Origin of the sequence: Rhodothermus profundi, assembly GCF_900142415.1 — a bacterium.
GTDB classification, from domain to species: domain Bacteria; phylum Bacteroidota; class Rhodothermia; order Rhodothermales; family Rhodothermaceae; genus Rhodothermus; species Rhodothermus profundi.
In genome coordinates this window covers 296,638-308,653 of sequence record NZ_FRAU01000002.1, presented here as the reverse complement: position 1 = coordinate 308,653, position 12,016 = coordinate 296,638, and the positions used below count along the sequence as shown (strand labels likewise).

The window sequence follows — 12,016 nt, the reverse complement described above, 5'->3', positions numbered from 1 at the left end:
AAACGGTGATCGATGAAAGATAAAATTATTGGCGTCATTGGCGGAATGGGCCCCTACGCAGGGCTGGCCCTGGTGCACCACATTTTTGACCAGACCCTTGCCGCCTCAGACCAGGAGCACCTGCCCGTCGTGTTGTTTTCAATGGGCGACCGGGTACCCGACCGGAGCGCCTTTCTTTTTGGCAAGACCCCTGAAAATCCGGGCCGCGCCATTGCCGAGCAAATTCGACTGGCTGAATCGGTCGGGGCCGTAGTCGTCGGGATCCCCTGCAACACGGCCCACGCGCCCCCTATCTTCCAGGTAATTCAGGAGACGCTAGCTCGGGCAGGAAGCCGCGTGCGGCTGCTGCACCTTATTGACGAGACCGTGCGCTTCCTGCGCGAGCACTATCCGGACGTACGACGCGTAGGCGTGCTCTCCACGCTGGCTACCTACCGGCTTGGCCTGTATCACCAGGCGCTGGAAGCAGCGGGGTACGAAGCGGTAATGGCTGACGAAAGTGTGCAGGAGACCATCGTCAACCGAGCCATTTTTGACGCTTCCTATGGCATCAAAGCCCAGAGTCATCCCGTCTCCAAGATCGCGCGCCAGAGTGTGCTGACAGCGATTGAGCATCTGCGCCAGAAAAACGTAGAAGCGGTGGTGCTGGGCTGCACCGAGCTGCCGCTGGCCATCCCCGAAATGGAACTCGACGGTCTGCCTATCATTGATCCATCGCTGGCCCTGGCGCGGGCACTAATCCGCGAAACCTATCCGGAACAGCTTAAACCGCTCTGACATCGCCATGCCCCTTCCGGACGTCCTCCAGCACATTCAGGCCTTTGTGTTCGACCTGGACGGCACCCTGTATCAGGGGGACCGGGCCCTGCCCGGCGCCGCCGAAACCGTGCAGGCGCTGCAAGCAGCCGGCTACGCGGTATGCTTTGCCACTAACACTACAACCCGAAGCCGGCGGCAACTGGTTGAAAAACTCCAGCGCCTGGGGTTCGACGCTTCCCCCGCTCAGGTCTTCAGTCCTCCTGCCCTGGCCGGCACTTTTCTGAGGGAACAGGGGGCGTCTGCCTACCTGCTCGTGCCGGAAGCCGCCTACGAAGACTTTGCGGGGGTTCGGCGAGATGACGTAAATCCAGATTTCGTCGTCGTAGGCGATCTGGGACCTGCCTGGACCTTTGAACGCCTCAATCAGGCGTTTCGCCTTATTCAGGAGCGGGGCGCTCGCCTGATCGGCCTGGGTCGCACGCGCTACTGGCAGACTGATACCGGACTGCAGCTTGACGCCGGCCCCTTCATTGCGGCGCTCGAATATGCCACTGGCCGACCAGCTCTGATCTTTGGCAAGCCGGATCGTCGCTTTTTTGCTCAGATCTGCACCCTACTGAACCTCTCCCCTGCCTATGTCGCCATGGTAGGCGACGACATCCGCACCGATGTGGAAGCCGCCATGCAGGCGGGCCTGCGCGGCGTGCTTGTCCGAACCGGTAAATTTCGCCCCTCGGATCTTGATGGATCGGTGCAGCCCGACCTGGTGATCGATACGGTAGCTGCGCTGCACCCGTAAACGTTACGTAACGCCAACTCCCGCAATAGCTTCTAGCACGGCTGCATGCAACAGGCCGTTCGAGACCACCACGCCTCGGTTTTCAGCAAGTGCTGTTCCCTGGTCAAAGCGCAGAGGTCGCCCGTGGATGTCCGTAACGCGCCCACCGGCTTCGGCGACAATCAGCGCGCCGGCCGCATGATCCCAGACTTTCTCCACGTAGCCGGGCCGCGTGGGCATCCGCAGATACAGGTCGGCTTCTCCGCGGGCTACCAGCGCATACTTGGCCTGGCTGTCAAGCCGTCGGGGCGGCTTTGTAATGCCCAGCCGCTGCGCCACCTCAGCAGCTACGTCGTGCGCACTGTGCGCCGATTCGAAGGACTCGCAGAACTGCGCCTGGGCCGGATCACTCGTAGCGCTCACCTGAATGCGCAGGGGAGTACCAGCTTCCTCCAATGGGTAGGCCCAGGCCCCCTCCCCCTGCACCGCTACAAAAACCACCCCGCGGGGCGATTCCGTCGCAGGCGTAAGCGGCAGGTTCGGGCAGGCCAGCGCCGCCACCCGCACGCGTCCTTCGACAAGGAGCGCCAGGGCAATGGCATACTGATCTCCGCGCAGGAAGCCTTTCGTGCCATCGATTGGGTCCAGCGTCCAGAAGCGAGGCCGATACGTGGCCAGGTTACCCCGATCGATCCACGCACACACGGTCTCGGCTGTTGCCTCCGGCGCTAACCGCTGCACTTCCGCAACCACCCGCTCCAGGAGAGGCGCCTGGGCCGGTTCACGCAGCGCCGTACTGTCCTCCTCGGCCATAATCGGATCATCAGGAAATGCCGCAGCCAGTCGGCGGCAAATAAGTGCCTGGCTGCCAAAGTCGGCTACCGTAACCGGACTCCGATCGCGTTTCTCTAAAACGTCCGGTCCAATAGCTGCCTGGATATTCTGGCATAAGGCGGCCGCTTCCCGGACAGCCGCCAGCGCAACGTCACGTTCTCTGGACATGATCTTCCCCGAATGGGCATTGTCCATAAAAAAGCCGGGATGCGGCAAGATACGCATCCCGGCTGCGATCTGCCATAAATCCACTATGATTTATTCTTCAGAGGCGGCCGGCACAGCCACGGGGGGCAGCCGCAGCGCCAGCACCGCCTCATTGAAGGCGGCCAGCTCGCGGGCAACGACATCCCGGTAGCGGGCCAGCCAGTCATCGATCTGGGCCACCAGTTCGTTCTTCACGGCAACAGCCTGATCCGTGGGTCGAAAATCGCCTGTACCGACCACGCCCATGAGGGCGGCCAGCTTATTGTTAAGCCGGATCGGGAAGTTCAGCGGGTCCTGCGGTGCCCGGTTCCTGGTCTGGTACAGCGCTTCTTCAACCTCGGTCAATTTCTGAACAATGGCACGCCCCTGGCGACGCAGGGCCATGCCGGTGGAATCGTCTGGCAGGCGCCGGAGCACCCGTCGAATGTCCTGCCGAATTTCCCGAATGTGCTTTATCGTACGGTGCACTTCCGAAAGCTTATCCCGCACTTCCATCAGGAAGGCAAACTGCGCCTGCAGGTCTTCATCGGTGGCCTTACTCCGGGGATCTTTGAGCAAACGGAAGGTCTGCTCTTGCACCTGGTCGCCTACCGTGAGGCGTACCCGATAAGTGCCCGGCGGGGCCATCGGTCCGCGCAGACTGGCTGCCCACAGGATCAACCCTTCGAAGCCCTCGGCGTCCGGATAGCGCATATCCCAGACAAACTTGTTGCTACCGGCCCGCACCTTCAAGCGATCCCGTTCTTTTTTCGCATTGGTCGCAAACGTCCGGATCACATCGCCATCTTCCTCCAGGATTTCCAGCTTGACGACGGTAGCCGTGTCCGGTTTTTCTTTCAGATAGAAAAAGATGACCACGCCGGCCGGTGGGTTTTCGCCCAGTCCGCCGGGCGGGCGCCGCCTGAACCCTCCGCGCAGCCGATAGGTATCTTTGGGTTTAAACAGAATAACTTCCTGGCGGGCCAGCTCAGGCGTAAGCTGACGGAGCACTTCCAGATGATCCAGCACCCAGAAACTCCGTCCCTGCGTGGCCACAATCAGATCTGTACCCTTGATAGCCAGATCCGTGATGGGCACGATCGGCAGATTGAGCTGGAATCGCTGCCAGTGTTCTCCATCGTCGAAGGAGACGTACAGGCCGCTTTCGGTACCGGCAAAGAGGAGTCCGGGACGTTCCGGATCGGCCCGGATGACCCGGGTAAAGTGATCCTCGGCAATCCCATTGGTGATTTTCTCCCAGGTGCGGCCATAATCTTTTGTTTTGTAGAGATAGGGACGAAAGTCGTCCCACTTGTACATAGTGGCTGCGACGTACAGGCCACCTGGATTAAAGGGATCCGGTTCGATGCTATTGATCTGAATCCATTCGGGCATGATCGACGGAGGCGGCGTCACGTTCGTCCAGGTTTTGCCCCCGTCGCGCGTCAGGTAGATCAGGCCATCGTCCGATCCGGTCCAGATCACGCCGGGTTCATGCACCGACTCGGCCAGCGCGAAGATTGTCCCGTAGTATTCTACGCTGGTGTTATCTTTGGTGATGGGACCGCCCGATGGCCCCATCTTAGTCGTGTCGTTGCGCGTAAGATCTGGGCTGATCTGTTCCCAGCTCTGTCCTTCGTTGGTGGTTCTAAACAGTACATTGGCAGCCGCATACAGCACGTTGGGGTCGTGCCGCGAAAAGAGAATGGGGAAGTTCCAGTTAAAACGATATTTCAGGTCTTTAGCCCCATGTCCCATGGGGTTATCGGGCCAGATATCTACGCGCCGTCGCTGGCGGGTGCGGTGGTCGTAACGTTCCAGGTAGCCTCCGTACGAGCCGCCGTACACAATTTCGGGATCTTTCGGATCGGGCGCGAGCCAGCCGCTTTCTCCCCCTGCTGTCGGTTCCCAGTCGCGTTCGGAAATGCCGGGACCGTCCGAGCGGCTGTAGATGCGCACCGTTGAGTTGTCCTGCTGGGCGCCATAGATGCGGTAGGGGAAGACGTTGTCGGTGGTGACCCGATAGAACTGGGCTGTGGGCTGGTTGTAGTAGGTGGTCCAGTTCTTTCCGCCGTCGTAGGTTACCTGCGCCCCGCCGTCATCGGCGATAATCATATGCTGGGGGTTGTCCGGGTCGATCCACAGGTCGTGGTGGTCGCCGTGCGGCGTGCGGATGCGCGTGAAGGTGCGGCCGCCATCCTTTGACTTCCAGAAGCCGACGTTCAGCACGTAGACGACGTCCGGGTCTTTCGGGTCGGCCACGATATGGCTGTAATACCAGGCCCGCTGGCGCAGGTTACGGTCGTCGTTCACGCGCCGCCAGGTTTTGCCGCCATCGTCTGAGCGGAAGACCCCGCCTTCGTGTGCTTCGACAATGGCGTACAGCCGGTTGGGATCGGCCGAAACGGTGATGCCGATTTTTCCGATGGGCGGCTCGGGCATGCCCGGGTTGTGCGTTAATTCCACCCAGGTATCGCCTCCGTCGGTACTTTTCCAGAGGCTAGAGCCTTCCCCCCCACTTTCAAAGCTATACGGCGTGCGCCGGAACCGCCAGAACGTCGCGTACAGGATGCGGGGATTGGTAGGATCCATTGCCAGATCAACGGCCCCTGTGTTTTCATTTACAAACAGGATCTGCTCCCAGGTCTTGCCCCCGTCTTTGCTCCGATAAACGCCGCGCTCTTTGTTGGGACCGAAAGCGTGCCCCATAACGGCCACATACACTAGATCAGGATTGCGCGGATGAATCACAATGTCGCCGATGTGCCGACTGTCTGGCAGTCCGATAAACGTCCACGTTTTGCCGGCATCGGTTGATTTCCACATGCCGTATCCATGGGAGACGTTTCCGCGAATCGACTCCTCTCCTCCTCCCACGTAGATTACATTGGGATCCCATTCACTGACGGCAATAGCCCCGATCGATCCGCCAAAAAAGCCATCCGAAACGTTCTGCCACGTCTGTCCGCCGTCTGTGCTCTTCCAGACTCCACCTCCTGTTCCTCCAAAGTAGTGCACCAGTGGCTGGCCGCGCACTCCTGTAACAGCTGTTGAGCGTCCCCCTCGAAAGGGGCCAATCATGCGAAACTGAAGCGTGTCGAACAGGGCCGGGTCATACCCATGAGGAGGCGTCGGGATCGTTTGCGTCTGCCCGTTCCATCCCGGAATCCAGAGGAAGGCTAGCAGGAGCAGTAAGTAGCGCATGGCCGGATCGAAGGCTGGTGAAGGTTCCTGCCAAATGTAAGCCCTTCCGAAAAAAATCACCAGCCTAAAAAAAGCGGGCTCTGCACAAGAGCCCGCGCATGGCAACTGCTCAGATCCGTTTCCCCTTATTCATTGGGAAGAGTCGGCATGCGGGTTGTGCGGGAAGGTGTGCCGGAGGATTCCAGCGCGCGCATGTCATTGTACTTGGAGGGACACTTCATCAAAATCTCCCGCGCATGAAACACCTCCCCCTCCATACGTCCCATCACCACCAGTTGCTCGGCATCTTCAAAGTTGGCCGGCTTGAGATTGGGGTATTCGACGCGGCGCACTACCCCTTCCGCATCCCGCATGTAGAAACTAAACACGTTCCGGGCCGGATCGTAATGCACGGGCCGCTCTGGCACCCACTGGCCCACCACGTGGGCTTCGGCCCCGCTGGCAGCCGCTTCCTCAAAGCTCATGTAACCGCCCACCTTTTCTCCAAAGCTCAGCATCACCATGGTAAAAAAGCCGCCCAGCAGGGTTACTCCTACCAGGGTTTTTATCAAGCGCTTGTTCATGGCGTAAGGCCTGCGTTTGCTTCCGGAATACGTTCTTGCAACGTGCGTTCCAGCCGATCAAGTTTCCGATCGGTCCGGAACACAAAGAAGATCAATCCGAACCAGATAATCAGCACAACGGCCAGCACCACGTAAAGCTTGTCTTCGGCCAGCATCACGCGCTCAATGCCCTCTGGAGGTTTTGTCGGCACGGACGCTGTGGCCCAGACCGTATCATAGGGTGTGGCCAGGCCTGTTTCGGTTGTATCGCTCAGGGCTCGCAGATTCATGACTTGGCCTCCAGCATGGTGGCTTGCAGCATTTCCAGACGCCGCTCAAGCAGCGCCAGCCGCACCCGTTGCGTGTAGAGCACCCAGAACAACCCGATGAATCCGATCACCGCCGGGTAGAATACCAGCCGCATGATCGGATGCGTAATGTCACTGAACGCCGGGCTACCTTCGGCGCCCGGATGGAGACTTTCCATCTGGCGCGGCAACACGTACAGCAAAAAGGGCATGGTCACACAGGCAAACAGGTTGTAGACAGCCGCCACGCGCCCACGCTTTTCCGGATCTTCCACCGCCCCCCGCAACACAAAATACGCGCCGTAGATCAGGAGTTGAATGACCACAAACGACTGTTTGGGGTCGAAATTCCACCAGAGTGACGTGCCCAGATACCAGGTAAAGCGCGCCCAGACGATTCCAGTGGCCAGCCCGAGCAGACCAAAAGCGATTCCGACCCGCGCCGCCTCACGTGCCCGCAAATCCCGAATCGGATCGCCTGATTGCAGGTAGCGCAACGAATGATAGGCCGATACCAGCGCCGCAGCCATCAGCGTAAACCACATCGGCACATGAAAATACAGGTTACGCGCGGTATGCTCCAGAATATGAATGCGTGGAATGCGCAACAGGAAAGCGCCCACGATGACGAGCGTCAGCCACACCACTACGGCATTCCGAATACGCCGGTAACGCCGCAGATTCACAGGGGCAGTTGGTTCGGTCATGGTTTCAGTCGAGCCAGATATACTCAAACAGGAGCACGGCTGCTGTAATGACAGCTCCTCCAAACCCCACGAGCGTCAGCAATTCATCGGCCGCTGTTGCCCATCCCTCAGCCACCAGCAACGCGCTGCGTGTCGCCTCAACGGCCGAAAGCAATAGCGGTACCAGCACTGGAAACAGCAACACGGGCAACAAGGCACCCCGCCCTCCTGCCGCCCGGGCAATCAGCGCGCTCAGCAGGGTTGTTGCCCCTGCCAGTCCGATCGACCCCAGCACAAGCGTCAGCATCAGCAGCCCCGGCCAGGCGATTTTCACTCGCAGTAACACGGTAAACGCTCCCACCGCAACCAGATTCAGCGCCAGCAGCAGCACAAAATTCACCAGCAACTTCCCGGCATAAACCGCACCCGGCCGCAGATTAAGCTGCAAAAGCAGCATCGTGCCCCGCTCTTCCTCGCTGATGAAAGCCCGGCCCAGCCCCACAGCCGCCGCAAACAACAGGACTGTCCACAGCAGCGCAGCCTGCACGCGCGCGCTCAGCGGCGTGGGCCCCACCGCAAACGCCATCACTACTAGCGCGCCCAGCGCAAACAGCAACAGCATGTTGATGGCGTAGCGGGCCCGCAGTTCCAGCTTAATATCCTTTTCGAAGACCGCCCAGAATCCACGCAGCCAGGCTTTCATACAAGGGACCATTTCGTACCTTCCTACTGCCTACGTCCAAAGATACAGGTCCGCCCGAGAAAATCCGCCGAAGAAATGACCGAAGACCGAATGCTCGGTGCCCTGCTGGGCACGGCCGTAGGGGATGCGCTGGGCATGCCTGTCGAAGGCCTCAGCCACACAAACGTACGCACCTATTACAGAGGGATCAAGCAGTACGAACCCGACCGGCACCGCCGCGATCTGGCGGCCGGCCAGTGGACCGACGACACGCAGTTCACGTTTGCCCTGACCGAAGCGCTGACCGAATGGCTGCACGCGACCGATCACCCGGCCCATTTCGACCGTACCCTGGCCGAACAGCTGACCGTCGCCTACGTGGCGCTGCGCCCCCGGGCCCGGCGCTGGGGGCCCACCAGCCGAACCGCTATCGAGCGCCTGGCGCAGGGCATCCCCTGGACCAAAGCGGGCGATGCAACGCACCCGTCCAATGGCGCGGCCATGCGGGCGGCTCCGCTGGGCCTCTGGTGGGCTACCGTTGCAGTTTCGTTCGATCAGGCGTTGACGTTTCTCCAGGCGGTTTTGGGCCTCACGCATCGCCATCCCACGGCCCTGGTAGCTGGTATCGGCCAGGCTTTTGCCGTGGCCGAGGTGCTGCGCACCCCGCCAGAAGCGTTTGCCCCTATGGTCTTCTGGCAACGCCTCCTCAAGGTCGTCCAGCAAGCCGAAGCAGCCCTGGGCGATGCCTCGGCTGCCTGCTCTCGCCGCCTGCAACTGCTGAGCGACCACCTGCACGATTTTCCGCTGGACCTCCAGGATCTCTGCCACGGCACCAGTGCCCGGGCCGACGAAAGCTGGCCTTTTGCCGTGGCCATGTTCGCGCGCAACCCCGACCTGCTGGAAGCAACGCTGCTATCGGCCATCAACGTCGGCGGCGACGCCGACACCATAGGAGCTATGGTCGGGGCCCTGCTGGGAGCCCGTCACGGCTGGCACGCCTTTCCCGAAGCCTGGCGCCGCGAGCTGGAAGCGGCCGACCACCTCGAAGCAACCGCCCGCGCCTTCCTCCAGGCCTTGCACGCCGTCCCCCTCTCTCAAAACGCCCTACCAGACCCTGAACAAAACGTTGAATAATTCACAAAATCGTATATCCGGCGCACCAGCACCGGCCGTCTTGCAGCCCCTGCAAACGATGTACATTCTTCTGTGAACAGGTTGGTGGGCAGGGCGTTGCCGTAGGCAAACAGGTGCTCGGTTATTCTGCATGATTCCGCGCGAACTGTTTCAGAAAATTCGCCGGCTGGAGGTCCGCACGCGCGGGCTGGTGGATAGCCTGTTTGGAGGCGAGTATCACACGGCTTTTAAAGGGCAGGGCATTACGTTTGCCGAAGTGCGGCCCTACCAGATCGGCGACGATGTGCGCACCATCGACTGGAACGTGTCGGCCCGCATGGGCACGCCCTACGTGAAGCTCTTCGAGGAGGAACGCGAACAGACGCTGCTGCTGGTCGTCGACGTGTCGGGCTCTCAGGGATTTGGGCTGCGCGGGCGCACCAAACGCGAACTGGCCGCTGAGATCTGTGCTGTGCTCGGCTTCAGCGCGCTGCGCAACCACGACCGGGTCGGGCTGCTCCTCTTTTCAGATCGGATCGAAGGATTCGTACCGCCCCGCAAAGGTCGCCGGCACGTGCTTCGGCTCGTGCGCGATCTCTATGCCTGCCAGCCGCAGTCGATCCGCACGGATCTGCGCGTGGCGCTCGACTACCTGATCCGGGTGCAGCGCCGCCGCGCGATTATCCTGCTCCTGAGCGACTTTCTGGATATGCCAGATTTTGAGCGCCCGCTGCGGGCGCTGGCCCGCCGCCACGACGTCGTGGCCCTGCAGCTTCAAGATCCTATCGAACAGACCTGGCCCGACGTCGGGCTTGTCGCGCTGGTCGATGCGGAAACGGGCCGCAGGTGCTGGCTCGACACGCGCAGCAAGCGTGTGCGCCGCTGGCTGGCCCAGCACGCCCGGCAGCAGCAGGCCAGGCTGGAAGCCCGTTTCCGCCGCCTGCAGATCGACCACGTGCGCCTGCGCACCGACGCCGACTACGTGGAACCGCTGCTGGCCTTCTTCCACCGCCGGAACCGTCGCCGCCGATGAACCGCCTGCTGTTCGGGCTGCTGCTTGTGCTCGGCCCCTTTCCGATCGCCTCTGGACAGACGCGGCTGGAAGCACGCCTGTCGGCCGACACGGTGGCCATTGGCGAACGCTTTACGCTGACGCTGCTCCTCGAACGCCCGGCAGCTGCTCGGCTGAAACTGCCCACCGACAGCCTGCTGGGAGACCTGCAGGTAATCGAAGGCCCCCTGCGCTATAGCCGCCCTCTCGACGCAGGCCGCCTGCGCGACAGCATCGTCTACCGGGTGACCACGTTTGTGCTCGATTCGGCGCGGGTGCCCCCACTGCCGCTGGTGCTTCATACCGAAACCGAGCAGCACACCCTGACAACCCCTCCCCTCCAGGTGATCGTTCGCTCTGTCGTTCCCCCCGATGCGACGGGCATTCGCGACCTGGCGCCCATCGTGGCATTTCCGGCCGCCCGCTGGCCCTGGCTGGCCGGCGCGGCCCTGCTGGCCCTGCTGCTCGGACTGGCCGCTTATCTCTGGTTTCGCCGTCGCCCTTCATCGCCCCCTTTTCCGCCTCCTCCCCCCGAACCCCGTCCCGATCCTTACCGCCTCGCCCTGCAACGATTGCAGGAACTGGAAGCGGTAACGGCGCAGTCCTCCTCCAGACGCTTTTATATAGCGCTGGCCGATGTGCTGCGCGGCTATCTGGAAGACCGCCTGCAACTGCCGGCCCGTCGAATGACCACGCGTGAGCTTACCACCCGCCTTGCGCAACATCCCTCCCGGCCTATTGCCGGACTGGCCACTCCGATTCGCCAGGTGCTCGAAACGGCCGACCTGGCCAAGTTCGCCGGTCGCACGTATCCGCCCGACTACAACCGCCAGGTGCTAAGCGTTACCCGCACCCTGATCGAACGGCTGGAACTGAGCGGCCGGGTTGGCACTTCGATACAGCCTGATACGCTTACAACCCACTCGACCCGACTGTAGCCTTATGCACCGTGAAACCATCGCCTTCCCGCCTGCGCTGATCGAGCGCCTCGCACGTGCGCGTTCGGTGGCCGTGCTGACCGGCGCAGGAATCAGTGCCGAAAGCGGGGTGCCGACGTTTCGCGACCCTGGGGGTCTCTGGGAGCAGTTTCGTCCCGAAGAGCTGGCCAATGTGCAAGCCTTCCTGCGCAATCCCGACCTGGTGCAACGCTGGTACGCCTACCGCCGCCGGCTCGTGCGCGAAGTAGCGCCCAACCCCGGGCATTATGCGCTGGTGGAACTGGAGCGCCTGGTACCTGACTTCACGCTCATCACGCAGAACGTCGACAACCTGCATCGACGAGCCGGCAGCCGACGCGTCGTGGAGCTGCATGGCAACCTGCTGCGCAGCTACTGTATCGACTGCGGCCGCTCGGCCGAGGAAGTGGACCTGGAAGCGGCCGCAGAGGGCCGGCCTGCCCGTTGTCCTGCCTGCGGGGGGCTGATTCGCCCCGATGTGGTCTGGTTTGGCGAAATGCTGCCAGAAAATGCGCTGGCCGAAGCGTACGCGGCCTGCGAGCGGGCCGAGGTTTTCCTGAGCATCGGGACCAGCGCCGTGGTTTATCCGGCGGCCGGGCTGCCCCTCGAAGCCAAACGGGCAGGTGCCTACGTGGCCGAAATCAACCTGCACCCCAGTGCCATCGCCGACGAAGTAGATGCCCTGTTGCTGGGCAAAGCCGGCGAGCTTCTACCGGCACTGGTCGAAACGGTCCGGCAGGCCCGCGGCTCCTCCTGAAATCCTGCGCCCGCTTCCTGTCTTGCACCTGAACGATCTCCTATCCTACCAGCCCAACGTGCGCCCAACCAACCCTCAAAGACCTGAAGACCACCTACCCACGACGCCCCATCGTGCGCCGCATCCAACCCACCGCATTTCCTCCAAACAAAAGCGAAAC

Annotated in this window: 12 protein-coding genes; 6 read left to right on the top strand and 6 right to left on the bottom strand. The window is 61.6% G+C overall.

The window, feature by feature from the left end; all coding sequences use genetic code 11:
- The first annotated feature begins 12 nt into the window (after positions 1 to 12).
- Both BUA15_RS04820 and BUA15_RS04815 read left to right on the top strand, forming a co-directional pair.
- Positions 13 to 777 carry an aspartate/glutamate racemase family protein gene (locus BUA15_RS04820; RefSeq protein ID WP_072714830.1) on the top strand — a complete coding sequence of 255 codons (765 nt, stop codon included), beginning with the start codon at positions 13 to 15 and terminating at the stop codon, positions 775 to 777.
- Positions 778 to 784: 7 nt separating this feature from the next.
- The gene (locus tag BUA15_RS04815; RefSeq protein ID WP_072714829.1) at positions 785 to 1,558 is read left to right on the top strand and encodes a TIGR01458 family HAD-type hydrolase; all 774 of its coding nucleotides are present in this window, start codon (positions 785 to 787) and stop codon (positions 1,556 to 1,558) included.
- A 3-nt stretch (positions 1,559 to 1,561) separates the two neighbouring features.
- On the opposite strand, the gene BUA15_RS04810 is transcribed toward BUA15_RS04815, so the two are convergent.
- The 6 genes from BUA15_RS04810 to BUA15_RS04785 form a co-directional block, all read right to left on the bottom strand.
- Positions 1,562 to 2,539, bottom strand: coding sequence for a 3'(2'),5'-bisphosphate nucleotidase (locus tag BUA15_RS04810; protein WP_143149566.1), 978 nt, complete (start codon positions 2,537 to 2,539; stop codon positions 1,562 to 1,564).
- A 90-nt stretch (positions 2,540 to 2,629) separates the two neighbouring features.
- Positions 2,630 to 5,761, bottom strand: coding sequence for a VPS10 domain-containing protein (locus BUA15_RS04805; protein WP_072714828.1), 3,132 nt, complete (start codon positions 5,759 to 5,761; stop codon positions 2,630 to 2,632).
- A 125-nt stretch (positions 5,762 to 5,886) separates the two neighbouring features.
- Entirely contained in the window at positions 5,887 to 6,324 is a 438-nt protein-coding gene (locus BUA15_RS04800) for a cytochrome c maturation protein CcmE domain-containing protein (RefSeq protein WP_072714827.1), read from the bottom strand.
- Positions 6,321 to 6,593: a CcmD family protein gene (locus tag BUA15_RS04795; protein ID WP_072714826.1), complete on the bottom strand. Its 273-nt coding sequence runs from the start codon at positions 6,591 to 6,593 to the stop codon at positions 6,321 to 6,323. The genes BUA15_RS04800 and BUA15_RS04795 overlap by 4 nt, the downstream gene beginning before the upstream one ends.
- Complete coding sequence (gene ccsA / locus BUA15_RS04790; protein WP_072714825.1) at positions 6,590 to 7,318, bottom strand: cytochrome c biogenesis protein CcsA; 729 nt, start codon at positions 7,316 to 7,318, stop codon at positions 6,590 to 6,592. Before ccsA ends, BUA15_RS04795 begins: the two co-directional genes overlap by 4 nt.
- Before the next feature lie 4 nt (positions 7,319 to 7,322).
- A complete protein-coding gene (locus BUA15_RS04785; protein ID WP_072714824.1) occupies positions 7,323 to 8,000 on the bottom strand; it encodes a heme exporter protein CcmB in 678 nt (225 codons plus the stop codon).
- A gap of 75 nt (positions 8,001 to 8,075) precedes the next feature.
- Here BUA15_RS04785 and BUA15_RS04780 point away from each other — a divergent pair, with 75 nt between their 5' ends.
- The 4 genes from BUA15_RS04780 (at position 8,076) to BUA15_RS04765 (ending at position 11,856) form a co-directional block, all read left to right on the top strand.
- Positions 8,076 to 9,113, top strand: coding sequence for an ADP-ribosylglycohydrolase family protein (locus BUA15_RS04780; protein ID WP_072714823.1), 1,038 nt, complete (start codon positions 8,076 to 8,078; stop codon positions 9,111 to 9,113).
- Positions 9,114 to 9,243: 130 nt separating this feature from the next.
- Positions 9,244 to 10,125 carry a DUF58 domain-containing protein gene (locus BUA15_RS04775; RefSeq protein WP_072714822.1) on the top strand — a complete coding sequence of 294 codons (882 nt, stop codon included), beginning with the start codon at positions 9,244 to 9,246 and terminating at the stop codon, positions 10,123 to 10,125.
- The gene (locus BUA15_RS04770; protein ID WP_072714821.1) at positions 10,122 to 11,081 is read left to right on the top strand and encodes a hypothetical protein; all 960 of its coding nucleotides are present in this window, start codon (positions 10,122 to 10,124) and stop codon (positions 11,079 to 11,081) included. Before BUA15_RS04775 ends, BUA15_RS04770 begins: the two co-directional genes overlap by 4 nt.
- Positions 11,082 to 11,085: 4 nt before the next feature.
- Positions 11,086 to 11,856 (top strand): SIR2 family NAD-dependent protein deacylase, encoded by a 771-nt coding sequence (locus BUA15_RS04765; protein ID WP_072714820.1) that lies wholly within the window; start codon positions 11,086 to 11,088, stop codon positions 11,854 to 11,856.
- Positions 11,857 to 12,016 lie beyond the last annotated feature (160 nt).